Origin of the sequence: Octadecabacter ascidiaceicola (genome assembly GCF_900185015.1) — a bacterium.
GTDB lineage: Bacteria > Pseudomonadota > Alphaproteobacteria > Rhodobacterales > Rhodobacteraceae > Octadecabacter > Octadecabacter ascidiaceicola.
In genome coordinates this window covers 226111-251144 of sequence record NZ_FXYD01000001.1, presented here as the reverse complement: position 1 = coordinate 251144, position 25034 = coordinate 226111, and the positions used below count along the sequence as shown (strand labels likewise).

Genomic DNA, 25034 nt, shown 5'->3' with positions numbered 1-25034 from the left:
AGAAACGCGCTATTGCTGTTCGGCTTTGCGTTCGTCTGCTTTGGCCTTTATCGCCAAGCTTCGCGAGATGAGCGAAGCCGAGATAACGCCAACCGTCACCAGTAAGATCATGATTGTCGACAGCGCGTTGATTTCTGGCGTCACTCCAAGGCGCACGGCGCTGAATATCTTGATCGGCAGCGTGGTTGAGGAGGGGCCCGAGGTGAACGTTGCGATCACCAGATCATCCAAAGACAGTGTAAACGCCAGCAACCAGCCCGATATCACCGCAGGCATAATGATCGGCAAGGTAACAGAACGGAAGGCGTCAAATGGTGTACACCCAAGGTCCAGCGCGGCTTCTTCCAATGAATTGTCAAAACTGACCAACCGCGATGTCACAACGACTGAAACGTAGCACATTGCAAAGGTCGTGTGGGCCAGCACGATCGTCAAGATTCCGCGGTCAACATCGACAGCGATAAAGAACAGTAACAGCGATAAGCCGGTGATAACTTCGGGCATCACAAGTGGTGCATAGATCATGCCACTAAACAACCCGCGCCCACGGAACCGCCCGGCGCGCACCATGATATAGGCCGCCATTGTGCCAAGGATCGTGGCCAAAGTGGACGACCAGAACGCGACTTTGATCGTGACCCACGCGGCATCAAGAAATGCCTCGTTCTGCATCAACTCGCCGTACCATTTGGTGGAAAAACCCGCCCAAACAGTAACAAGTCGCGACTCGTTGAAGCTGTAGATGATCAGCATCAACATCGGTAGATAGAGAAAGGCGAACCCGAATGTGAGGGACGTGGCGTTGAACCAGGAAAACCGTCTCATTGCTCGGCCTCCTCTTGGTTACGCTGGAACAGCACGATCGGGATGATCAGGATCAACAGTAAGATCACCGCCACAGCCGAAGCCACGGGCCAATCGCGGTTGTTAAAGAACTCTTCCCACAGAACCTTACCGATCATCACGGTGTTGGATCCTCCAAGCAGCGACGGGATAACGAATTCACCAAGCGTCGGAATGAACACAAGGAAACAGCCCGCAATGACGCCCGGTTTGGACAGTGGCGCCGTGACGAGCCAAAAGGCTGAAAGGGTTGTGCAGCCGAGGTCTTCGGCGGCTTCCACAAGGCTGTCGTCCATTTTCTCAAGCGCTGCGTAGATTGGCAGGACCATGAAGGGCAGGTAGGTATAAACAATGCCGATATAGACCGCGACAGGTGTGTTCAGGATTGCCAGCGGCTCACTAATAATGCCGATGCTTAGCAAGAGCTGGTTAAGGTAACCTTCGGTGCTGAGGATGCCGATCCACGCATAAACGCGGATCAGGAATGATGTCCAGAACGGCAGGATCACCAGCATCAACAACGTGGGGCGCCAATGCTCTGCGGCGCGCGCCATTCCGTAGGCAATCGGGTAGCCGATCAGGAGCGTAAGAAACGTCGAGATAATGGCGATTTTCAGGGACGACAGATAGGCCGCGAAGTAGAGGAAATCGGGAATATCAACGAAAGATTTCAGGACCGGAAACAGGAAACTGACGAGTGCGACGATCAACGCCACATTCACCAGCGCGACAGCCAAGGTCGTCAGTGCCGCCGCCGCACTATCAAAAACGCCATATCTGGCGTCCGGAATTAAAGCGCGTCGCACCCTAGGGTAGACAATTTGGAACATCGCGACAGAAATCACCAAAACCGCGAACACAGCGAATACCGCGCCAGCACCGATGAAGGCGTAGTTCTCAAGGTCCAGTCCCGACAGCATTTGCCAGAACCCATCCTTCAACGTTGGCGTATAAGGCGGAATGGCCAGCGCGATGTCAGAGAAGGAAATTTTCAGCACAATCCCGAACGGGATCAGGAAGAAAACCAACAGCCATGTATAGGGTATGGCAACTAAGAGAGTGCGACCGAATTTCATTCGCTCAACACGACACCAGCAGTGTCTGTCCAGCTGAGGTACACTTCGTCTTCCCAAGTGAATGTTCGGCGCGACAGACGCTTCGAATTCGTCGTTTGCGCCTTGAAGATGACACCGGACGCGATCTCAACATGGTAAGTTGAAATGTTACCGAGATAGGCAATATCGAGGATCGTGCCTTTGACAACATTCGCAGCCTTCGGCGTAGTCGCCGAAATCGAAACTTTCTCAGGTCGGATCGCGAAATGGCAGTGTGCGCCGGCGGGCAAGGGTTTATCGGTGGTGATGTGGATCGGGGGCTGATGATCCCCCCAATGGACATCCATGCCACCTTTGGCCGCGGCGGCCTTACCTTCGATCAAGTTCACATCGCCAATGAAGTCGGCGACGTAAGTGGAATTTGGGGCCTCATAGATTTGGTCCGGCGTAGAGACCTGCGCCAGACTTCCATCAACCATAATCGCGACCCGCGACGCCACAGTCATCGCTTCTTCTTGGTCATGTGTCACGATCACGAAGGTGGTGCCGGTGGTTTCCTGAATGTCCATCAATTCAAACTGGGTTTCATTGCGCAATTTCTTGTCCAACGCGCCCAGGGGTTCATCCAGCAGTAACAGCTTTGGCGCCTTGGCCAGTGAACGCGCAAGCGCAACACGCTGACGTTGGCCGCCAGAAATCTGGTGTGGCTTGCGTTTCGCAAACTTGCCCAGCTGTGTCAGCTTTAACATCTTTTCAACACGGTCACCGATCTGGTCTTTGGGCATGTTCGACCGTTTCAGCCCGAACGCGATATTGTCCCAAACAGACAGGTGCGGAAACAGAGCGTAGGACTGGAACATCATGTTCACAGGGCGCTCGTTCGGGGGGACGGGCCCAATATCAACCCCATCGAGAAGAATTTGACCTTCTGTGGGGCTTTCAAACCCGCCGAGCATCCGCATCAGCGTGGTTTTACCACATCCAGACGGACCGAGCAGCGCGAAGAATTCCTGCGGGTAAATATCGAGTGTCAGATTGTCGATGGCTGTGAATTCGCCAAACCGCTTGGTCACATTCTTAAACTGGATAATCGGTTTTGCTGCAGGATCGTCCCAAGGGGCAAAGACCACATTCGTGTTGGGTTGCGCCATCATCTATCCTTTGAAAAAGGGAAGCCCCCGCGCCAGAAAAAGCGCGAGGGTTCAATCACTTACTGGCCGGACTTAATCGTTGTCCAGAGGCGTGTAACAACACGCTGCACACGCGCATCATAGGGGCGCGTTGTGTACAGATTGGCCAAGGTCGCTTCATCTGGATAGACGGCAGGGTAGCCAAGGATTTCAGGATCAATGAATTCCTGTGCGGCTTCGTTGCCGCTGGCATACCAAACATAGTTGGTGGCCGCTGCGGCATTCTGAGCATCAAGGATGAAGTTGATGAACGTGTGGGCCGCTTCAGGGTTTGGCGCGTCGGTCGGGATCGCCATTTGGTCAAACCACATCTGCGCACCTTGTGTTGGAATCGAGTAATCGATCTCGTGTCCGTTTTCAGCCTCGGCCGCGCGAAGTTGCGCAAGGAAAACATCACCAGACCAACCCACTGCGACGCAGATATCACCGTTGGCCAGTGCGTTAATGTATTCAGAGCTGTGGAACTTTTGAATGTAGGGGCGCACGGCGGCAAATACGTCTTCGGCCTTTGCGATCACTTCCGGATCGTGGCTGTCTGGGTCTTCGCCAATATAGTTCAACGCAGCCGGAATCATTTCAGACGGCGCATCGAGGAAATACACGCCACATTCAGCGAGTTTTTCCATGTTGGCCGGATCAAAGACGAGGTCCCAATTGTCAAACGGGGCATCTTCGCCCAAGACTTCGGTAACTTTACCAATGTTATAGCCGATACCTGTGGTGCCCCACATATAGTTAACGGAATAGGCACCATCTGGATCGTATTGATCTGTGCGTTCTTGAATTACGCCCCAAAGGTTGCCGTGGTTTGGCAGCTGTGCAACGTCAAGTGGTTGGAACGCGCCTGCAGAGATCTGGCGCTGCAAGAAGGTCGAGCTTGGCACCACAACGTCATAGCCTGAACCACCAGAAAGCATCTTTGTTTCAAGAACTTCGTTGGAATCAAACACGTCATAGATCAGATCGATGCCGGTTTCTTCTTCGAACTGTGTCAGCAAGTCTTCATCGATATAATCGGACCAGTTATAGACCCGCACTTCTTCAGCAGTAGCCATTCCTGCCACAAGTGCAACAGCCGCAATACCGGAAAGTAGTTTAACGTTTTTCATGTGATTTCCCTGTCGTTTCTTAGCGGGGTTACCCCGTCTCTGACGAACACTATGGTTAGCGGTTTCTGGTTTGGCAATATGGTGTTGCGAAAGTGTGCTGTATGGAAAACAGGGGTAATTGACTTGCCCGATGTTCGGCATAGTGTGCTGGAGAACGCGCAAAGGCCGCGCAAGGACCAATCCACAGGACACCTCAATGAACGTGATCTCAAACCACATGCCGACCGCCGAACTGCAAGCGCTAGACACCGCGCACCACATGCATCCGTTTACCGCTGGTGCTGAGCTGGCAAAGACAGGCGCACGTATCATTACCGGTGCAAATGGCGTGACGCTGACGGACAGCGAAGGGCATCAGATTCTGGATGCGATGGCGGGTCTGTGGTGCGTGAATATTGGGTATGGACGCCATGAGCTGGCTGATGCTGCCGCGCGCCAGATGAAGGAACTGCCGTATTACAACACGTTCTTCCAGACGAGCCACGTGCCCGTTATCGCGCTGTCTGCGAAACTGGCTGAACTTGCACCAAACGATCTGAACCACGTGTTTTACGCAGGCTCTGGGTCTGAGGCCAATGACACCAACATCCGCCTTGTGCGCCACTACTGGGCGATCAAGGGCCAGCCAAACAAGAACATCATCATCAGCCGCAAGAATGCCTATCACGGCTCTACGCTTGGTGGGGGCTCGCTAGGTGGCATGTCCGGCATGCAAAATCAGGGCGTTCCGGTCATTCCGGGCATTCACCACATTGATCAGCCTGACTGGTGGTCTGAGGGTGGCGACAAAACACCTGAGGAATTCGGCCTAGAACGCGCGCGCCAGCTTGAGGCTGCGATCCTTGAACTAGGTGCAGATCGCGTTGGCGCCTTTATCGCGGAACCCGTCCAAGGGGCAGGGGGCGTGATCATCCCGCCATCTACCTATTGGCCAGAAATCCAACGCATTTGCGACGAACACGGCATCTTGCTGATCGCGGATGAGGTCATTTGTGGCTTTGGACGTACGGGCCATTGGTTCGGCACGGATTATTACGGCATACGCCCGCATATCATGGCGATTGCTAAGGGGTTGTCATCCGGTTACGCGCCGATTGGTGGCTCTTTGGTCTGTGATGACGTTGCCGAGACCATCGCGCAGGCGGGTGATTTTAACCACGGATATACCTACTCCGGCCATCCGGTCGCTTGTGCCGTCGCCTTAGAAAACCTGCGTATCATGCAGGAAGAAAAGATCGTGGAAAATGTCGCGCAAGACACCGGCCCATATTTGAAAGCGAAATGGGAATCCCTGACCGCGCATCCGCTTGTGGGGGAAGCCAAGATCGTCGGGATGATGGGCTCAATCGCGCTGACGCCGCATAAAGAAAGCCGCGCAAAGTTTGCAGCTGACGCTGGTACTGTTGGACTGGCCTGCCGCACGCGATGCTTTGCCAATGGCCTTGTAATGCGCCACGTCGGGGACCGCATGGTGATTTCACCGCCGCTGGTTATCACCAAGGCCGAAATTGATACGCTTATTGAACGCGCGCTCCTGTCACTTGATGAAACGTTGGAGCAGATCAAAGCCGAGGGTTTGTACAAAGCCGGCTAGTGCATCCCGTTGGCGGCGATTTCTACTATTCGCGCGAGTTGGTGAAACTGATCCGTCAACGGGGATGTCTTCCGCCAGATCATGCCAATTTTACGTTTCGGTCGTGGTTCGGGAAACTGCGCCACGGACACCGCCGCCGAATGTGTTTCAACAGACATCGCCATTTGCGGGATCAACGTGACACCCAGCCCCGCGGCCACCAGTTGAACCAACGTTGTAAGGGACGATCCGTCCAATCCATCGCGCGGCAAGGCCGAGCGAATATTGCAAAACGAAAGCGCCTGATCGCGAAAGCAATGACCTTCTTCCAGCAGCAAAAGCTTCATGAGCTGCAGGTCCGCCGCACTGGGCACCGGACGCATGGCATCGCTTTCAGGGCGCACGAGAACAAAATCTTCCTCAAAGATTGTCACTTCTTCAAACGCGGGTTCAGACACGGGTAAAGCAACAATCGCTGTGTCGATCTTCCCTTCTGCAAGCTCTGTAATCAGGCGCGGCGTCAGCGTTTCACGAATGTGAACATCCAGCGTCGGGTGTTCTTGTTTTAGATGGCCTATAAAACTGGGCAATAGATAAGGCGCAATCGTCGGGATCACACCAATACGCAAACGCCCCGACATCGTGTGCTGCGCGAGGCGGGCCATGTCTTCCACCTCGCCAACACTGCGCAAGATATCGCGCACCCGCGGCGCGAGGTCTTCGCCAAAGCGCGTCAGACGGACTTGGCGGGCCGCACGTTCAAACAGCGGCACTCCAAGGCTTTCCTCCATCTCTTTGATTTGCATGGACAAGGCGGGCTGTGAAATCCCACTCGCGTCGGCCGCATGGCCAAAGTGTTTATGGTGGATCAACGCCTCAAAATATCGAAGCTGTTTAAGGGTCAGGTTCATCATAAGATCTGCTTATCAAACCTATCAGAAAATACCACTTAAACTAATCAGCACTGCTGGTTAGAGTTGTTCTAAATTCAGCAACAGGAGATTCCCCAATGGACGGTTCACCCAAAGACACAGGCGGCAAATGCCCATTCGATCACGGCAGCTCACAAGAGACTGGTTCTATCGCCAACAATGGCTGGTGGCCGAACTCACTGAACTTGAAGCCGCTTAGCCAAAACGGCCCACAGGGCAACCCGATGGGCGGCGCGTTTGATTACGCGGAGGCGTTTAAAACGCTTGATCTGGATGCGGTTATTGCTGACCTCACGGCGTTGATGACAGACAGCCAAGACTGGTGGCCTGCAGATTACGGTCACTACGGTCCGTTCTTTATTCGTATGGCCTGGCACTCTGCTGGCACCTATCGTGTTGGCGATGGCCGAGGCGGGGCAGGGTCTGGCAGCCAGCGTTTCGCGCCTCTGAACTCATGGCCTGATAACGGCAACCTAGATAAAGCGCGCCGTTTGCTGTGGCCAATCAAAGCAAAATACGGGGCGGCACTTAGCTGGGCTGACTTGATGATCCTGACAGGCAACGTAGCGCTGGAAAGCATGGGCTTTGAAACACACGGATTTGCCGGTGGTCGCGCGGACATCTGGGAGCCAGAGGAAGACATCTATTGGGGCCCTGAAACCGAATGGCTTGGCGATGATTCCGAGCGCTACATGCAAGACAATCGCGAGTTAATTGGTGAACTCGGTGCTGTGCAGATGGGTCTGATCTACGTCAACCCGGAAGGGCCAATGGGCAACCCTGACCCGCTTCTTTCCGCCAATGACGTTCGGGAAACATTCGCCAAAATGGCGATGAACGACGAGGAAACCGTTGCGCTGGTTGCTGGTGGCCACACCTTCGGCAAAGCACATGGTGCGGCTGATCCAGATGCGCACGTCGGTGCGGAACCAGAAGGCGCAACGCTGATCGAAATGGGCCTTGGTTGGACCAGCTCATTCGGGTCCGGCAAAGGTGTTGATACAATCACATCCGGCATCGAAGGCCCGTGGACGCCAACGCCAACCACGTGGGACAATAGCTATTTTGATGTTCTGTTTGACTACGAATGGGAACTGACAAAATCCCCGGCAGGTGCAAACCAGTGGACACCTAAGACTGATGGCGCACATCAGGCGCCACAGGTTGACGGCAACGGTTCAGTTCCGCTGATGATGACGACCGCAGACATGGCGATGCGCATGGATCCGGCTTACGAAAAAATCAGCCGCGACTTCCACGCTAACCCTGACAAGTTCGCCAAGGCGTTCGCGAAGGCGTGGTACAAGCTGACACACCGTGACATGGGCCCGTATGAGCTTGGACTTGGTAAATACGTGCCTTCAACAGCTGAAAGCTGGCAGGACCCAGTACCTGCGGTGGATCACGCATTGATCGAAGGGGCTGACGTTGATGCGCTTAAGGCAGCAATTGCGGCGTCCGGCCTCAGCGCGGCTGAAATGGTATCCACGGCTTGGGCATCTGCAGCGTCCTTCCGCGGCTCTGACAAACGTGGCGGTGCCAATGGTGCGCGTGTTCGTTTGAACCCTGCCAAAGATTGGGAAGTGAACGACCCGAAGGCGCTGGCTACTGTCCTTGCGAAACTGGACGACGTCCGCTCTGCGTTCGGCAAACCTGTTTCCTTGGCCGACACCATTGTTCTTGCGGGCTCTGTTGGTGTTGAGATGGCGGCAAAAGCGGCTGGTAAGGATATCACCGTACCATTCAACGCGGGCCGCACGGATGCCAGCCAAGACGATACAGACGTTGAAAGCTACGCATGGCTTGAACCTAAGGCCGACGGTTTCCGTAACTACATCAAAGCAGGCGCGTCCCGTTCTGCTGCGGAACATCTTGTCAATCGTGCGCAACTTCTGACACTGACAGCGCCTGAGATGACCGTTCTGATTGGTGGCCTTCGTGTGATCGGCGCAAACACAGGTGGTTCAAAGCACGGTGTTCTGACGGACAACCTAGGGACGCTGGATCAGTCATTCTTCACCAACCTGCTCGATATGGACACGGTCTGGACTGAGAACGGCGACATCATGGAAGGCCGCGCACGTAGCGGTGGTGATGTGAAATGGACAGCAACAACTGTTGACCTTGTGTTTGGGTCCAACTCAATCCTGCGTTCATTGGCTGAAGTTTATGCGAGTTCGGATGCGGGTGATAAGTTCGTCAACGACTTCGTGGCAGCATGGGTTAAGGTGATGGAACTTGATCGCTTCGATCTGCACTAATTTAAGAACCAAAATGACAGCGACGCCCCCTCTGGGGCGTCGTTTTGTGTTGTGACGCGGCGAAACGCAGTCGAAACGACTTCAGTTCGCCGTGGACAACCAATTTGCTGCAGGTTAGCACTTTCCCAGCCGCTTTGATGGACAAGCACGGTGTGCGCACGCGCATCTACCGAAAACTTCAAAGCACACGCGACTTTTGGGAGAGGGTGCGGATGTCTGCAAGTGAGGTTGTCCTCAGCGTAGCTGGGTTGGCAAAGAATTTCGGTGGTTTACATGCCGTGCGCGGCGTGGATTTCCACGTCGACAAAGGCGCAATCGTCGGGCTGATCGGTCCGAACGGCGCTGGTAAAACCACAACATTCAACATGATCGCCGGTGAATTGCCGCCATCATCTGGCAAGATCACCCTTTTGGGCGAAGACGTAACAGGGCAGCGCACAGATGTGCTGTACCACAAAGGCCTGATGCGCACATTCCAGCTGTCGCACGAATATGCCCGTATGACGTCGCTTGAAAACCTGATGGTCGCAGCGCCTGATCAAACGGGCGAAAGCATCTGGTCCAGCTGGTTTACCAATGGTCGCGTGAAAAAGCGCGAAGCCGAAGTGATTGAACTGGCCCGCGATACGCTGGAGTTCCTTGGATTGACCCATGTTGGTGAAGAACTGGCGGGCAATCTGTCTGGTGGTCAAAAGAAGCTGCTGGAAATCGGGCGCACCATGATGAACGACTCCAAAGTCGTTCTTTTGGATGAGCCCGGGGCAGGGGTGAACCCCACATTGATGCGCAAAGTTGCTGAAATGATTGAACAATTGAACGAAGAACGCGGCTACACCTTCTGCATTATCGAACACGACATGGACATGATTGCGCGGCTGTGCGGCAAAGTCGTCGTGTTGGCAGAGGGCCAAGTTCTGATGGAAGGTACCATGGACGAAGTGCGCAACGACGAGCGCGTCATTGACGCCTATTTCGGCGGAGAAGTCGTATGACCCAGCCTGTATTGTCGCTAAATAACCTCAAGGCTGGCTACGGCCAAACCGAAATTCTTCATGATCTGTCGATGTTCGTGAACCCGAACGAGATCGTCGCTATCATCGGCCCGAACGGTGCTGGTAAATCCACCGCGATGAAATCCGTGCTAGGGCTTTTGAACATCTCTGAAGGCACGGTTGAGCTGAACGGTGAAAACATCACCGACACACCCGCGCAAAAAGTCATCGAAAAGGGCATTTCCTACGTGCCGCAAACCAACAACGTGTTTGTGAACCTCAGCGTAAAAGAAAACCTCGAGATGGGCGCGTGGACGCGGCCAACCGGTGTCGAGGAACGTCTGGAAGAAATGTACGTGCTGTTTCCCGACCTAGCCGAAAAGCGCAATCAGGCGGCGGGGTCGCTGTCTGGTGGCCAACGCCAGATGGTCGCGATGGCCAAGGCACTGATGGTGGATGCCAAGATTTTGCTGCTGGATGAACCAACGGCTGGGCTATCGCCCAAATACCGTGGTGAAATTTTCGGGACCATTCAAAAAATCAAGGAAACCGGCGTGCCGATCCTGATTGTTGAGCAGAACGCCAAGCAAGCGCTTGGCGTGTCTGATCGTGGCTATGTGCTGGTGGACGGTGCGAACCGTCACACAGGGACGGGGGCAGGGCTTGCCGCTGATCCTGAAATTGCACGCATGTTCTTGGGCGGGGGTCACTGATATGTGGGAATTCGTAAACTACTATTTCATCCCCGGTCTTGTTCTGGGCTGCATCTATGCGCTCGGCGCGATCGGCATCACGCTGACATTCGGCATTTTGCGCTTTTCCAACTTCGCCCACGGCGAAATCATGATGTCGGGTGCGTACCTGACGTGGACCGTGATGGCGGCGTTTACTGCTCTTGGGGCCTACTTTGGCTTTTCGGACTGGGCACTTCATCCGCTGATCGCGATGGTACCTGCCGCCGCCCTCGTTATTTTGATATTCCTCGCGACAGACCGCTTCTTCTATAAGCCATTTCGCAAAGCAGAGACGATCAAGGTCGTCATGGCGTCTTTTGGTATGATGCTGATCATTCGCTCGGCTGTGCAGGTCATCTGGGGTCCAAACCAGATCACATTCGTGCGCGGCATTGCCAAACCTAACGCCACCCTAAGCGAGATCACCTCAAACATGGGGCTGCAAATCCTCATGCCAAACAAGCACTTGTTCATCTTCGCAGGGACAATCATCCTCGTCGTTGCACTCGGCTATTTGTTGAACCGCACACGTATCGGCAAAGCTATGCGTGCTGTGTCTGACAGCCCGGATCTGGCGCACGTCACCGGGATCAACGTTGATAAAGTCATTCGCGCGACGTGGATCGTTGGCGGTATTTGCGCCGCGGCTGCCGGTGTTTTCCTCGTAATGGACACCCAAATGCTTGAGACAACGATGGGCTTCAGAATGCTGCTGCCTATGTTCGCCGCTGCCATTCTTGGCGGGATCGGCAAACCATACGGTGCGGTTGCTGGTGGTTTGATTATCGGCCTCGCAGAAGAATTGAGCGCCTATCCGTGGATCGGCGACACACCGCTTCTATCACCGGGCTATAAAACCGGCGTCGCGTTCGCAATCATGGTCGTCATGCTGATCGTACGTCCGCAAGGGCTGTTCAAGGGGAGGTCGTTCTAATGGAAGCTTATGTTGGATATTTCCTCTATCTTCTGTCGCTCCTGACGGTTGGTGGCATCTACGCGATCTTCGCGCTTGGGCTGAACGTCCAGTGGGGCTTCGCAGGGCTGTTTAACGTCGGTATCGTCGGCTTTGCGGCTGTTGGTGCCTACACTTACGCGCTGCTGACGACGGCTGAGTCCACGTTCCACTTGGGTGGGTTTGGTCTGCCGCTGCCGCTTGGGATGTTTGTGGGCATGATCATGTCCGCCATCGTCGCGGCCTTCATCGGCTTGATTTGTATTCGTCTACGCGCGGACTATCTGGCGATTGCCACAATCGGTATCGCCGAGATCATCAAGCTGGTTCTGAAAAACGAAACCGAGATCACCAACGGCCCGCGCGGCGTAAACAAGATCCCGCGTTTTTGGGAACACTTCAGCGAAGAACGTTTCTATTCCAGCTGGCCGATGAGCTGGTTCGGAACATCAGAAAACTGGGAAGCCTTCTTTGACAAGCTGCCGAACTGGTACTGGCAGCCATTGTTTGCCGCGACGATCCTTTTGATCGTGTACATTATCTACCGCATGCTGGAACGCGCACGCACAGCCCCTTGGGGCCGCATGATGACCGCGATCCGCGAAAACGAGCCAGCGGCACGTGCATCCGGCAAAGACGTCACACGCCGCCGTATTGAAGCATTTGTTATTGGTGCCGCGATCATGGGTTTGGCAGGGGCGTTGTTCGCACAACACCTGCGATTGATTGAACCAACCAACACTTTTGACCCAGCAAAAGTCACGTTCTTGACATGGGTCATGTTGATCCTCGGTGGCTCTGGTAACAACCGTGGTGCGATCCTTGGTGCGTTCCTGATCTGGACCATCTGGTCTGCATCTGAACTGGTCATCACCGGCTCTATCGGGCTGATTTCAAATATCTTCTCGACGCTTGATCCAAGCTTCTTGCAGACACGGGCAGGGTTCTTGCGTATGATGCTGATTGGCATCTTGATGCAAGTTATCTTGCAGCGCTATCCTGAAGGGATACTACCAGAGGTGAGACCCGCATCACCAAAGGCAGACAACAACGACGCGGGTTTAACGGGAGAAACCAAATGAAAACTATGACTTTCGCGACAGCTGCGACACTTCTCGCAACAACCGCAATGGCTGATGTAAACATCGGCAACCCAATGGGTATGACTGGCCCGATTCCTGATCTGGTTGCACCAATGGCTGCTGCTGTTGACCTAGCTGCGCAGAACATCAACGACCAAGGCGGCATGTTCGCTGACGGCCAAGCGTTCAACGTTGTGCGTGCTGACTCCGCATGTGACCCAGTCGCTGCTGTTGATGCGGTAACAAAGCTGATCAACGTAAACGGCGTATCCGCAATCGTTGGCCCAGTTTGTTCCGGTGCTGCAATCGCGCAAGCTGAGTCCGTATCCATCCCAGCAGGTGTTGTAACGCTTTCTGTTTCCGCGTCCTCGCCAGCGATCACAACAATGGAAGACGGCACTGACCTCGTGTTCCGTGCAACTGCTTCTGACGCATACCAAGGTGTTGCACTGGCAGAACTCGCGATAGCACAGGGCATGACCGAGCTGGCTGTTTCCTACGCAAACGACGACTACAACGCGGCAATCGCTGCTGTTTTCGTTGAAGCATACGAAGGCATGGGCGGCACCGTGACTGCGAATGAAGCACACGAGCCAAACAAAGCATCTTACCGTTCTGAAGTCGCGACAATCGGTGCGTCTTCTGAAAACCTCGCGTTGTTCTCATACTACGGTTCCGGCGGCATCACATTGATGCGTAACGCGCTCGAAACTGGTGCGTTCACGAACTTCATCGGCGCTGACGGCATGCTGTCAGACGAAGTGATTGAGCAGATCGGTGCTGAAAACCTTGGAACAACTACGTTCACAACTGCGGCGTCTGATAGCAGCACACCTGCATACGCAGCTTGGCAGGCAATCGCTGACGCAGCTGAAGTTCCAGCATCTGACCCGTTCGTGCCAAACTCCTATGACGCGACATTCATGATGGCGCTCGCAATTGAGCACGCTGGTTCCGCAGACCGTGAAGCAATCGCGGCTTCCTTGCGCGCGATTTCCTCTGCACCAGGTGAAATCATCTTGCCAGGTCAGTGGGCTGAAGCTAAAGCGATCCTCGCAGCTGGTGGCGACATCAACTACGAAGGTGGCGCAGGCAACCAAGACTTCGACGAAAACGGTGACGTTGCTGGCAACTTCTCCAAGTCGACAGTTGTAGACGGCGCTTGGGCTGCTGAACTGATCCAATAAGCAAAACTGCTTAGCTAAGAATAAGATGCCGGGACCCTTGGGTTCCGGCATTTTTCGTATCAGGGTAGGGTGATCAGACCCCATCAAAGGAAACGATATTCCTTGGATCGAAACCATTCCTTACGATGACGCCACTGGTAAGCTCAAAACGCTTTATGACCGCGCTAAGGGTCTCGACAACAACGTCGACAACATCATGATGAAGCACTCGTTGCGCCCACATTCGATGGAAGGGAATATTGCGATCTACAAATATGTGCTTCATCATTCCGGCAATACGATCCCGAAATGGTTTCTCGAAGTACTTGGCGTCTGGATCAGCTCATTGAACGACTGCGGCTACTGCGTCGATCACCATTTCGCCGGAATGAAACGGTTGCTCGCAGACGATGCACGCTCTGATGCGATCCGCACTGCAATCGATGCCCGTACACCAGACGTACGGTTCTCGGGCTTGGGTGCTCAACACAGGGCGACATCATCGGGTTGTCGCTAAACAATTCAGATAGTCCGGATGACTGGAACCACAGCTAGTGGGGTGGGTTATCTTCTGGCCCCGTAAATTCCAATACCCTTTTCTCATAATCAGTATTATGTAAAATATGTATTGAGGTTTAAATTCAAATAGATACCGAGCACGGCTAACACCACCTTCACTACAATAGACCAAAGGTTCAAAAATACTTCGCGCGGCGCTTAAACAGTGATACCCATTAGGAATGTCAGAACTCGTCACATACTTGAATGCCTTAACCAACGCCCCAACCGTCGAGGCGCTCTGGGCGTTGCATTCGAACAGAATGGCCTCTTACGGCTTTGATCGTATCATCTACGGCTTCACGCGTTACCGCAGTGGGCACTCGCTTGGTGATCCGCAAGACTGGGTTCTGCTCACCAATCACGGTGACAGCTACATGGAAGAATTCCTTGGCAAAGGTCACCTCTATCACGCCCCGATGATCCGCTGGGCGCTCGCCAATACTGGTGCGTGCTCTTGGAATTGGATGCGTCAGGTTGAGCTCAGTGCCTCTGAGCAAGCTGTTATGGCCTTCAACGTCGGCCAGAACGTCACCGCAGGCTACACGGTTAGCTTTCTAAGTGTTACAGAGCGCACCAAGGGCGCAACGGCGTTAACGGCAAAGGTCGGCATGACACAAGACGACGTTGAAGAGATTTGGGCGGAGCATGGCGACGAAATCACGATGATAAACAACGTGATGCACCTGAAAATCCAAACCCTGCCCTATTCCCAACGTCAGCTGACAAAGCGACAGCGCGAGGTTCTTCAGTGGGTTGGCGATGGCAAAACAACGCAAGACATCGCCATCTTGTTGGAGCTTACAGCGGCGACGATTGAGAAGCACCTTCGACTGGCGCGCGAAGCTTTGGATGTGGAAACCACAGCGCAAGCCGTTCTAAAGGCTGCATTTTATAACCAGATGTTCGTGATCGAGTCCGAAGCGGCCTAAGGCAATTCTGCGCGATTTGAGCAATTTTTCCCCTTTATTTCCTGCGATTATGCGTCGGTAAGGAATCCCGTACTGTAGTTTCCCTAACGTAAATGCAACTCTAAGGTTGTTCCGTGAGTGGTGGCCTTAGGCCTGGGAACAGTGGTTTCGACCCCTTGGGATTTCAAGGCAAGCTTAGCCACACCGGGAAACCGGACGCTGGTCCGTTTGGGCTAAGCCCAAAAGGGCCAGCACCCTGAGTAGTCGTGTATTGTTTTTCTTATCCCTGTGATGCACGTCAGCGCGGCCTTGCGATCTCCCATTGCAAGGCCGCCAATACCGTCAAAACGCAAAAGACCGCCCAAAAAGGACGGTCTTTCAATAACTTAAATACAGAACTTAATGTTCTAAATTAGCCATTCATTTTGGCAACTTCAGCCGCGAAGTCTTCTTTTTCGACTTCGATGCCTTCGCCAACTTCCAAACGTGCAAACCCTGTGATGGTCGCGCCAGCTTCAGTAGCCGCCTGCCCAACAGTCAGGTCTGGGTTCACAACGAAGGCTTGGTTCAGAAGAGTTGCTTCAGCAACGAACTTCTTCATACGGCCAACGATCATCTTTTCGATCACAGCTTCTGGCTTACCAGATTCACGTGCGATATCCATCTGGACCTGCTTTTCCTTTTCAACGATGGACGCATCCATGTCTGCTTCGGAAAGTGCTGCTGGGTTTACAGCCGCGATGTGCATCGCAACCTGCTTGCCAAGGGCTTCGTCGCCACCAGTCATTGCAACCAGAACGCCGATTTTACCCATGCCAGGTGCAGCCGCGTTGTGAACGTAGGAAACGACTGTGTCGCCGCCGAGTGTTGCCATGCGACGTACGGACATGTTCTCACCGATGATCGCAACAGCGTCAGTCACAGTTTGCTCAACGGACTTGCCGTCCATGTCAGCTGCTTTCAACGCGTCAACATCGTCAACGGACAGCGCAACGCCAGCGATGCCGGAAACCATTTTCTGGAAGTCAGCGTTTTTACCAACGAAGTCAGTTTCAGAGTTCACTTCAACCGCGATGCCTTTGCCGTCTTTAACAGCAACAGCCACGAGGCCCTCAGCAGCCGTACGGCCGGATTTCTTAGCAGCTTTTGCAAGACCCTTGGTGCGCAGCCAATCGACCGCAGCTTCCATGTCGCCGTTTGTTTCTGTCAACGCTTTCTTAGCGTCCATCATGCCCGCGCCTGTGGAGTCACGCAGTTCTTTTACCAATGCAGCTGTAATCGCCATCTTTGGTCTCCTTTGGAATGTGATTGAAGTGGGCGCGAGGCTATCCCCGCACCCAAATTCGTGTCGCGCTTGCGGCCTTATTCGGCAGCAGGTGCTTCAGCGTCTGCTGCGGCGATTTCTTCCTCAACAGAGGCTTCCATCTCACCGATGTCGATACCAGCGGCACCCATCTGTGTTGTCATGCCGTCCAGAGCCGCGCGTGCAGCGAGGTCTGTGTAAAGTGCAATCGCGCGGGCCGCGTCGTCGTTGCCCGGGATGATGTAGTCGATGCCAGCTGGGGAACAGTTGGTGTCGACAACAGCTACAACTGGGATGCCCAGCTTGTTGGCTTCAGCGATGGCCAGGTCTTCTTTGTTGACGTCGATGACGAACAACAGGTCAGGAACGCCGCCCATTTCGCGGATACCGCCAAGGGATGCTTCGAGTTTGCCCTGCTCACGCTCCATGCCAAGACGTTCTTTCTTGGTCAGGCCTTCAAAGCCACGCTCGGATGCTTCGTCGATCGCCTTCAAGCGCTGGATAGACTTGGAAACAGTCTGCCAGTTGGTGAGTGTGCCACCCAACCAACGGTGGTTCATGTAGAACTGCGCGGATTTCTCAGCAGCTTCTTTAATCGGAGCCTGCGCCTGACGCTTGGTACCAACGAACAAAACGCGGCCGCCTTTAGCGACAGTTTTCTGAACGATATCAAGAGCCGCATCCAACATTGGAAGCGTCTGTGTAAGGTCCATGATGTGGATGCCGTTGCGGGCGCCGTAGATGAATTCTTGCATCTTCGGGTTCCAGCGTTGCTTCTGGTGGCCGAAGTGTACGCCTGCTTCAAGCAGTTGGCGCATGGTAAACTCTGGAAGAGCCATGGTCGTTTCCTTTCCGGTTTCATTAGCCTTGGACGGGGGTATCAACCTTTTGGTCAACCGGTGGATGCCTTGGGATTTCTCCCCAATTCACCCGCCCCCGTCTGGGGATTTAGTGAGCGCCGTATAGAACGGGTTTTAAGGTGGCGCAAGCCCTTATCCTGCGGGCCCAAACAAGTTTACAGGAAGACCCGTTCAACGACCCAATACGCACCGATCAGGGCGATCCCGATGCTGGCTGGCATTGTGACCATGTGTCGGTAGCTTTCGAACCGTTCCACCGCACAAGACGCCGCACACAGACCGGACAAAGCCGCAACCATGAACAACAGTGGCAAATAAGCCTCCACCGCTTCTGGTCCCATTGCGGACACAGGAATGATGGCCAAAGGCACAACCAGAATTGCGATTGCCATATAGACCCATGCAGCGGTTTTGTTGGTCTTGCCGTCCTCAGACAGGCGGATCGCGGTGACCACGATGATAAATGCAATCGCAATGCACAGCAGCTGGCCCAGTTCGACACCGATGTTAAAGCCCAGCAACGCGGGCAGAACGGCACCATCCGGCAGGCCATAGGCCGTAAGAACCGACGCGAATCCCAGCCCGTGCAACAAACCGAAACAGAAGATTATTGCAGGCCGCCAAGGGTTCAGACCATCGGTAAAGATGTTCTCGACCGCGACATAAACAATGGACGCCGCGATGATGCTTTCAACGATCCACATGTATTCATCTGGAATGTTCACGACCCCCATCGTCGCCAGTGCCAGCGTCACCGTGTGCGCCGCCGTAAACGCCGTCACCTGCCACAGCAGCGGGCGCATTTTGACGGACAAAAAGAACAGGCCCAGCACAAATAAAATATGGTCCAACCCAAGTGGAACAATGTGTTCAACACCAACAGGGATAAAGCGAACGAACGCCTCGCCACCGGACATTTCACCACCACCGCTGAGCGACACAGGATCCGTCAAACCACCACCGGACAAAATTCCATCCCAGCCAGCCTCAACCCCCATCTGGCGCAGCACGAGCGTTCCGTACTCAGACGGCCATTCAATCTGCATACCTTCCGCGCCGCTTGGAAGCGTGCCTTGGAACACCAATGTAGACTGGCGCACGACCTCGACGTTGCCAACGGTTGGCACATCAAAAGACGTTAGCGACAGCTCAACAGGTTCACCATCAGCCAGAACCGTAATTTCTTGCGCCATCGTCGGCCAATAGGCCTCCATCTCAGCGCCAAAGGCATCAGGCTCAAGCGCACGCAGGCTGTCATAAACGTCTGCCTCAGGTGCGGCTTCGGTGTCTTCCAAACCGTCCAGATCGATACCAGCAACGATGCTTTCAAAGTTCCCTTCAAGGCTGAACGTGATCTGGTCGCCAACGACTTCCATATCGCCAATGGTCGGAAAGACCTCGTGGGCGCTTGCGAATGACGCCAGCGTGATCCAGAGCAGAGCAGCCATTGACACTATCCGCGTGACTGTCACCTTAGCCACAGCCCAAACGGAGTTTCCCATGCGCATTCTCGCCATCCTTCTTACAGCCATTGCCGCCCTACCCGTTCAATCCCACGAATTCTGGATCGAACCGCTGGCATATCAAGTAGATATCGACGGCACAATTAGAGGGGAGCTCACCAATGGGCAAGAGTTCGAGGGATCACAGCTCGCTTTTTTACCCCAGCGGTTTGCACGTTTCTCGGTGGCCGCTGGCATGCGCCAAAGCAACATTCGAAACCGCGTCGGTGCACGTCCCGCGCTGGACATCGCACCATTGGCTGAAGGGCTGAATGTAATTAGCTACCAGTCGCGGATTTCCACGATCAGCTATGCGGAATGGGAAAAGTTTCTGGCCTTTGCGGAACACAAAGATTTCGCCGATATCGAAGCCATCCACGACGCCCGCGGCCTGCCCCGCACCGGCTTTTCTGAAGGCTACTGGCGCTTTGCGAAAACCCTTATTGGTGTTGGCAATGCGATCGGGCGCGACTTTCGCTCCGGACTAGCGATTGAGTTCGTAGCACTCGACAACCCCTACACCGATGACCTCAGCAACGGCCTACGCGTGCAGCTGTACTACCTCGACGATCTACGCCCCGATGCCCAAGTCGAACTGTTTGAAAAGGCACCGGACGGCACCGTTGAGATCACACTGCACCGCACAGACGCAGACGGAATCGCCACCCTGCCCGTCAAAGCGGGCCACAGCTATCTAGTGGACGCCGTGGTCCTGCGCGAACCCAACCCAGAGCTGATCGGCGACACAGACATTCAATGGGAAACCCTGTGGGCTGCGCTGACGTTTGGTGTGCCGGAATGAAGATCTGTCGAAAATGACTCAACGACCGCATTGAACTCTAACAAACCAAAGCTGCACAATAAACGAACGGCTGCTTTCTTCTGGAGTAACGTTGCAGACTTTATTCATTCCTCCGGGAGAATTTCACCACCAGCAACGACGAACGTGTAGAATGTTGCCCCCTTTCCCTCCTCTTGGACGGTAAGTCCGACAAACACTAACTCCGATATATCCAACTCAAAGTCAGGCGTTCTTACCAGATCAAAAGCCATTGAAATAGATGGGTCAGGGCCTCCGGAACCTCCAAAGGTCTCGACGTATAGCTGAACTGAAGATGCTTGAAGGGAAAATGTTTCAACCTGAAATATACATGAGCCGCTTCCACCAAGCATTCTCACCGTTGCTGATTGATCTTTGTCGCGTCCAAATCGTAACCCGCCTATCTCTGCCGGCGCATCAAGAACCGCAGAATCCTCGACCCAAAATGTATATTCATCCATCCAGTTCTCTTCGAAATCAAACTCGATTTCTGAATAAACTTCGGTGCCGGAGCAAGCGTTTAACACCAAGGGAGAAACGATCGAAACCGGAGCCTCAAATGAGGAGCATGAGGACATCAATGTCGCGACCACAACCAGCAATAAATGTGAATTCAGATTGATGAAAAAACCGGGTTGATTGGATGCTTGCATTGTTAAATGTTAGAATAGTTGGTTCACCGCAACAACAAATATAACGCGGAAGTGGACCTTCGATGCAGGTAGCTGAATGGCGGCAAAGCCCGCGAAAGCGGACACTGGCTGACCAGCCGTCACCCGTTCAATAGCCGCTCTAGCTCCGCGTTAAACGCCTCCAGCTCCAAATCTGCGTCGAGCTCAACCGGTTGCAGATCAAGGCTGACGTGGCGACGCCCCTTTTTGCGACCCAGAAAGCTCCAGAACAGATCATATGTGGCGCGCTGGAACTTCCCTAACCCGTCAAGACGCAGCAGCATCACTGGGGTATCCGGTTCGGCCCGCAGGATTTCATGCACGCCAGACAAATAGGGTTTCACAATCTCTTCCGGTTGGCGACGCACCTGCCCCGCAGGAAACAACAGGATCGAGTTTCCATCCCCCAAAAGCGTGTGAATTTTCGCCAGAGTATCAACCTTGCGCTGGGCGCGCTTTTCTTCGGGCCACGCTTTGGGCGAACTCATCGGCACCGCCCCTGCCACATACATCGGAAACCACTGCGCCCAGTTGTGGTATTCGTCATAATGCACCGTCGGGCGCACGCGGGTTGTGGAATATAGCGTCGTGGCAATCAGCGGGCCGTCATGGCGGCTGACGTGTGTTGCCAAGATCAATGTCCCCGGCTGGGCCTGCAACAAATGCTTGCCGGACGCGCTCACATTGTAAAACAACCCGTAGTAGGTGCGCAGCATCACAAAGAAGAAATGGCGCGTCCATTTACCGAGCGTGGCATCAATAAAACGTATCATACAGGTTAACCTTGGCAGAAGAATGAATCGATTGGAAGTTTCAACACTATCCATATGTGAACATTGTTCATAAATACTGAAACACCCCCAATACAGTAAGGTCAGGCATTCCATACCCCACGCACCCCGTTGACCTTACCCAATCGCCGCGCCATGACCGTTTACATGAAACAACCAGACATCCTTTGTATCGGTTCAGTCCTGTGGGACATCATCGGGCGTTCGTCTAGCAGCATGCGGGCGGGATCTGATGTGCCAGGTCGCATCACCCGCATTCCCGGTGGCGTAGCCATGAACATCGCCATGACGCTGGTCAACTTTGGCCTAACCCCTGCTGTGTTGTCTGCCGTCGGGCGCGACCCTGAAGGGGATGAACTCGTCGGTGAGGCCGCACGACTGGGTATTCTTACGGATCACCTTTACCGATCAGAGGACCTGCCAACAGATTCCTACATGGCGATTGAAGGCGCGAACGGATTGATTGCCGCCATCGCCGACGCCCACTCGCTGGAACAAGCGGGCACCAAAATTCTGCGGCCCATGGAAAACGGCACGCTGGGCAGTGACACCGCTCCGTGGTCCGGCCTTGTGGCGCTAGATGGCAACCTGACCCGCGATTTGCTGGCCGACATCGCCCAATCCCCCCTCTTTGCAGCATCTGACCTGCGCGTTGCGCCAGCATCCCCGGGCAAAGCGGAACGCCTGCTCGCGCTTGTGGGGCATCCCTCCGCCACGCTTTACGTGAACCTCGAAGAAGCAGGCCTGCTTTGCCAAACCACATTTCAGACCGCGCAAGATGGCGCAAAGGTCCTAACAGGCCGCGGCGTGCACCGCGCCCTAGTCACTGATGGTGGCAACCCTGCAGCGGAATGCCTGAACGGTGATTTGATAACCGCACAGCCACCCGAAGTCCTCGTGACCCGCGTTACAGGTGCGGGCGACACATTCATGGCCGCCCATATCGCCTCAGAAATCCAAGGCATGCCACGCCAAGCCGCGCTGGAACGCGCCCTGAACGCCGCCGCCACTTACGTTTCCGGAGAAACACCCTCATGACCATCCCTATGACCTTCGCACCAGACGTTGCCACCGCCAAAGACGCCGGCACCCCCATCGTCGCGCTGGAATCCACGATCATCACCCACGGCATGCCCTACCCGCAGAACGTTGAAACCGCGCGACTGGTTGAGGCGGACGTTCGGGAAAACGGCGCTGTTCCCGCCACAATCGCCGTGCTGAACGGCACGCTGCATATCGGTCTAACGGACGAGGAACTCGACACACTCGGCCAAGCCCAAAACGTTGCTAAGCTCAGCCGTGCAGACATTGCCGCCTGCATCGCAACGGGAGGCACAGGTGCGACAACCGTAGCTGCCACCATGATCGCAGCGCATCTGGCAGGTATCAAAGTCTTCGCAACGGGCGGCATTGGCGGCGTCCATAAAGGCGCGGAAACCACGTTCGACATTTCCGCTGACCTGAATGAGCTGGCTCAAACGCCTGTAACGGTCGTTGCCGCTGGCGCGAAAGCCATCCTCGACCTCGATAAAACTTATGAAGTTCTCGAAACCCTCGGCGTTCCTGTCATTGCCTACGGCCAAGACACCCTGCCCGCGTTCTGGTCTGCAACATCACCCCTGCCCGCGCCCCTGCGAATGGACAACGCAAGCGACATTGCCGCGGCCCACAACATGCGCGTAGCAATGGGCCTACCCGGTGGCCAGCTGATCGCGAACCCGATCCCGAGCGACGCACAAATCCCCGCAGAAACCCTTGCCCCGATCATCGCCCAAGCTTTGAGCGAAGCAGACGACCAAGGCATCAGCGCCAAAGGGGTCACTCCCTTCCTGCTGGGCCGCATCTTTGAACTCACTGACGGCGCATCCCTGACGGCCAATATTGCACTGGTTCGAAACAATGCCCGCCTTGCCGCCCAAATTGCAGGCAGTTTGGCCGACTAAGGGCGCTTCAACCCCACCAGACATTGTGGAAGCGTCAACCATCCCCTACATAACAACGGCCCGCACATTCGCGGGGCATGAATCCAAGGCTGCGCTTAAGTGAAAACGATCAAAGACCCGACAACGCAACGTCGCTCGCTTATCAGCGGCATGCGCACCAACTTTCTGGCCGGCCTTGTGGTCATCGCGCCAATCGGCCTGACGCTTTGGCTGATCTGGACCGTTGTCGGCTGGGTCGACAGCTTTGTTTGGCCCTTCGTGCCAAACGCTTACCATCCAGAAGAGCTGGTAAACTGGGCGCTGGGCCGCAGCGTTGCCGACGACAATTGGATCACCGTCAACGTGCGCGGCATCGGCGTTGTTGTGTTCCTGTTGTTCACGATGCTTGTGGGCTGGATGGGCAAAGGCCTGCTTGGGCGCAGTTTCTTACGTTGGGGCGAAGGCCTTGTGGCGCGTATGCCTGTGGTGCGCTCCATCTATAACGGCGTAAAACAGATCGCTGAGACGGTTTTCGCACAGACAGAAACCAGCTTTGATAAGGCCTGCCTGATCGAATACCCGCGCAAAGGGATTTGGGCGATCGGCTTCATTTCGACCTCAACCAAGGGTGAACTTCTTGAAAAGGCCGACACTGGACCGATGACATCCGTGTTCCTGCCAACAACGCCTAACCCGACGTCTGGTTTCTTACTCTTTTTCCCAACGCGCGACATTCTTGAATTGGATATGAGCGTGGAAGACGCGGCCAAACTGGTGATCTCGGCCGGTCTTGTCTATCCGGGCGAAAAAGAAGGCCAGCTGTCAGAGTCCTACACGGACCTCGCTGATAAAATCGCGCATACGAACAAATCTGATACTGACGCGGCTGATTAAACCGCGCCATAAACGCGGCCTAAAGCGCGGTCCAACCCCCATCGACGCTGATGGTTGTTCCCGTGATCTGTGCTGCAGCATCAGATGCAAGGAACACAGCCGTGCCGCCCAGTTGTTCAACGGTCGCAAATTCCTTGGATGGTTGGCGCGTCAACATAACATTCTTGATAACGTCCTCGCGGCTCATGTCGTATTCTTTCATCGTGTCGGGAATTTGCGCCTCAACCAGGGGCGTCAGCACGTAGCCCGGGCAAATCGCATTACAGGTGATCGGTTCTTGCGCGGTTTCCAAGGCGACGGTTTTAGACATCCCGACGATCCCGTGTTTGGCCGCGATATAGGCAGATTTGAACGGCGATGCTGTCAAACCATGGGCCGAGGCAATATTAATCACCCGCCCCCAACCTGCCGCCCGCATCATCGGCAGAGCCACCGCCGTTGTATGGAACGCGGAACTCAGGTTAATCGCAATAATCGCGTCCCATTTCTCAGTCGGGAACTCGTCAATCGGGGCGACGTGCTGAATGCCCGCATTGTTAATCAGGATGTCACATGTCCCAGCATCCGTGATCAAACGACGACAATCCTCCGCCTTGGACATATCCGCCGCAATATACGTCACCTTAACACTAAATTCCTTAGCCATTTCAGCAGCTAACGCATGATCCTCTTCGCGATCCGTGAAGGAATTCAGAACCACATCCGCACCAGCCTTCGCCACCTCACGCGCCACACCAAGCCCGATACCCGAGTTTGATCCGGTGATGACGGCGGTTTTACCTGAAAGGGGTCCGTTGGCTGACATGGTTCTTCTCCTGCAATGTGTTTGCCACCTTATATGCTGCATCTGCACAATGCGCGAGTGCCCTCAAACCAGCTTAATATGAACCAAAACTGCCCTGCCCTTGCCCCG

23 protein-coding genes and 1 pseudogene are annotated in these 25034 nt (G+C 54.6%); 13 read left to right on the top strand and 11 right to left on the bottom strand.

The window, feature by feature from the left end:
• Nucleotides 1–9: 9 nt before the first annotated feature.
• Genes OCA8868_RS01235 through OCA8868_RS01220 form a run of 4 tightly spaced genes read right to left on the bottom strand, consistent with a single transcriptional unit; the run spans nt 10 to nt 4197 of the window.
• Nucleotides 10–825: an ABC transporter permease gene (locus OCA8868_RS01235; protein WP_093994736.1), complete on the bottom strand. Its 816-nt coding sequence runs from the start codon at nt 823–825 to the stop codon at nt 10–12.
• Nucleotides 822–1919 carry an ABC transporter permease subunit gene (locus tag OCA8868_RS01230; protein ID WP_245847974.1) on the bottom strand — a complete coding sequence of 366 codons (1098 nt, stop codon included), beginning with the start codon at nt 1917–1919 and terminating at the stop codon, nt 822–824. The genes OCA8868_RS01235 and OCA8868_RS01230 overlap by 4 nt, the downstream gene beginning before the upstream one ends.
• Nucleotides 1916–3049, bottom strand: coding sequence for an ABC transporter ATP-binding protein (locus OCA8868_RS01225; protein ID WP_093995468.1), 1134 nt, complete (start codon nt 3047–3049; stop codon nt 1916–1918). The genes OCA8868_RS01230 and OCA8868_RS01225 overlap by 4 nt, the downstream gene beginning before the upstream one ends.
• A 59-nt stretch (nt 3050–3108) precedes the next feature.
• Nucleotides 3109–4197 carry a polyamine ABC transporter substrate-binding protein gene (locus OCA8868_RS01220; protein ID WP_093994735.1) on the bottom strand — a complete coding sequence of 363 codons (1089 nt, stop codon included), beginning with the start codon at nt 4195–4197 and terminating at the stop codon, nt 3109–3111.
• A gap of 196 nt (nt 4198–4393) precedes the next feature.
• Between OCA8868_RS01220 and OCA8868_RS01215 the strand changes: the two genes are divergently transcribed.
• Nucleotides 4394–5791, top strand: a complete 1398-nt coding sequence (locus OCA8868_RS01215) for an aspartate aminotransferase family protein (RefSeq protein ID WP_093994734.1) — start codon at nt 4394–4396, stop codon at nt 5789–5791.
• Here OCA8868_RS01215 and OCA8868_RS01210 read toward each other — a convergent pair.
• Nucleotides 5788–6684, bottom strand: coding sequence for a hydrogen peroxide-inducible genes activator (locus tag OCA8868_RS01210; RefSeq protein ID WP_093994733.1), 897 nt, complete (start codon nt 6682–6684; stop codon nt 5788–5790). The two genes, OCA8868_RS01215 and OCA8868_RS01210, sit on opposite strands and share 4 nt — an antisense overlap.
• Nucleotides 6685–6779: 95 nt before the next feature.
• On the opposite strand from OCA8868_RS01210, the gene katG reads away from it, so the two are divergent.
• From katG to OCA8868_RS01170, 8 genes and pseudogenes are all read left to right on the top strand, one after another.
• The gene (katG, locus tag OCA8868_RS01205; protein WP_093994732.1) at nt 6780–8963 is read left to right on the top strand and encodes a catalase/peroxidase HPI; all 2184 of its coding nucleotides are present in this window, start codon (nt 6780–6782) and stop codon (nt 8961–8963) included.
• Between the two features lie 212 nt (nt 8964–9175).
• Nucleotides 9176–9955, top strand: a complete 780-nt coding sequence (locus OCA8868_RS01200; protein WP_093995467.1) for an ABC transporter ATP-binding protein — start codon at nt 9176–9178, stop codon at nt 9953–9955.
• A complete protein-coding gene (locus OCA8868_RS01195; RefSeq protein WP_093994731.1) occupies nt 9952–10668 on the top strand; it encodes an ABC transporter ATP-binding protein in 717 nt (238 codons plus the stop codon). Before OCA8868_RS01200 ends, OCA8868_RS01195 begins: the two co-directional genes overlap by 4 nt.
• Before the next feature lies 1 nt (nt 10669).
• Complete coding sequence (locus OCA8868_RS01190) at nt 10670–11623, top strand: branched-chain amino acid ABC transporter permease (RefSeq protein ID WP_093994730.1); 954 nt, start codon at nt 10670–10672, stop codon at nt 11621–11623.
• Nucleotides 11623–12723 carry a branched-chain amino acid ABC transporter permease gene (locus tag OCA8868_RS01185; RefSeq protein ID WP_093994729.1) on the top strand — a complete coding sequence of 367 codons (1101 nt, stop codon included), beginning with the start codon at nt 11623–11625 and terminating at the stop codon, nt 12721–12723. The genes OCA8868_RS01190 and OCA8868_RS01185 overlap by 1 nt, the downstream gene beginning before the upstream one ends.
• Nucleotides 12720–13910 (top strand): ABC transporter substrate-binding protein, encoded by a 1191-nt coding sequence (locus OCA8868_RS01180; RefSeq protein ID WP_093994728.1) that lies wholly within the window; start codon nt 12720–12722, stop codon nt 13908–13910. Before OCA8868_RS01185 ends, OCA8868_RS01180 begins: the two co-directional genes overlap by 4 nt.
• Before the next feature lie 97 nt (nt 13911–14007).
• A pseudogene (locus tag OCA8868_RS01175) lies at nt 14008–14444 on the top strand (carboxymuconolactone decarboxylase family protein).
• A gap of 185 nt (nt 14445–14629) precedes the next feature.
• Complete coding sequence (locus tag OCA8868_RS01170) at nt 14630–15379, top strand: autoinducer binding domain-containing protein (RefSeq protein ID WP_093994727.1); 750 nt, start codon at nt 14630–14632, stop codon at nt 15377–15379.
• A gap of 391 nt (nt 15380–15770) precedes the next feature.
• On the opposite strand, the gene tsf is transcribed toward OCA8868_RS01170, so the two are convergent.
• From tsf to OCA8868_RS01155, 3 genes are all read right to left on the bottom strand, one after another.
• Nucleotides 15771–16643, bottom strand: coding sequence for a translation elongation factor Ts (gene tsf / locus OCA8868_RS01165; RefSeq protein ID WP_093994726.1), 873 nt, complete (start codon nt 16641–16643; stop codon nt 15771–15773).
• Nucleotides 16644–16720: 77 nt separating this feature from the next.
• Entirely contained in the window at nt 16721–17500 is a 780-nt protein-coding gene (gene rpsB / locus OCA8868_RS01160; RefSeq protein WP_093994725.1) for a 30S ribosomal protein S2, read from the bottom strand.
• Between the two features lie 176 nt (nt 17501–17676).
• Nucleotides 17677–19029, bottom strand: a complete 1353-nt coding sequence (locus OCA8868_RS01155; protein WP_306456094.1) for a HupE/UreJ family protein — start codon at nt 19027–19029, stop codon at nt 17677–17679.
• Here OCA8868_RS01155 and OCA8868_RS01150 point away from each other — a divergent pair.
• On the top strand, nt 19022–19825 hold the full coding sequence (locus tag OCA8868_RS01150; protein WP_093994723.1) for a DUF4198 domain-containing protein: 804 nt from the start codon (nt 19022–19024) through the stop codon (nt 19823–19825). The genes OCA8868_RS01155 and OCA8868_RS01150 overlap by 8 nt on opposite strands.
• Nucleotides 19826–19929: 104 nt before the next feature.
• Here the strand turns inward: OCA8868_RS01150 and OCA8868_RS01145 are convergent, their stop codons facing one another.
• Together OCA8868_RS01145 and OCA8868_RS01140 are read right to left on the bottom strand one after the other, a co-directional pair.
• Nucleotides 19930–20496: a hypothetical protein gene (locus OCA8868_RS01145; protein WP_093994722.1), complete on the bottom strand. Its 567-nt coding sequence runs from the start codon at nt 20494–20496 to the stop codon at nt 19930–19932.
• Between the two features lie 119 nt (nt 20497–20615).
• Entirely contained in the window at nt 20616–21287 is a 672-nt protein-coding gene (locus OCA8868_RS01140) for a 1-acyl-sn-glycerol-3-phosphate acyltransferase (RefSeq protein ID WP_179214741.1), read from the bottom strand.
• Between the two features lie 165 nt (nt 21288–21452).
• On the opposite strand from OCA8868_RS01140, the gene OCA8868_RS01135 reads away from it, so the two are divergent.
• The 3 genes from OCA8868_RS01135 (at nt 21453) to OCA8868_RS01125 (ending at nt 24121) form a co-directional block, all read left to right on the top strand.
• Entirely contained in the window at nt 21453–22343 is an 891-nt protein-coding gene (locus OCA8868_RS01135; RefSeq protein WP_093995466.1) for a PfkB family carbohydrate kinase, read from the top strand.
• A complete protein-coding gene (locus OCA8868_RS01130; RefSeq protein WP_093994720.1) occupies nt 22340–23248 on the top strand; it encodes a pseudouridine-5'-phosphate glycosidase in 909 nt (302 codons plus the stop codon). Before OCA8868_RS01135 ends, OCA8868_RS01130 begins: the two co-directional genes overlap by 4 nt.
• 150 nt (nt 23249–23398) lie before the next feature.
• Nucleotides 23399–24121, top strand: a complete 723-nt coding sequence (locus OCA8868_RS01125; protein WP_093995465.1) for a DUF502 domain-containing protein — start codon at nt 23399–23401, stop codon at nt 24119–24121.
• A gap of 19 nt (nt 24122–24140) precedes the next feature.
• Here the strand turns inward: OCA8868_RS01125 and OCA8868_RS01120 are convergent, their stop codons facing one another.
• The gene (locus OCA8868_RS01120) at nt 24141–24926 is read right to left on the bottom strand and encodes a 3-hydroxybutyrate dehydrogenase (RefSeq protein WP_093994719.1); all 786 of its coding nucleotides are present in this window, start codon (nt 24924–24926) and stop codon (nt 24141–24143) included.
• Between the last annotated feature and the right edge of the window lie 108 nt (nt 24927–25034).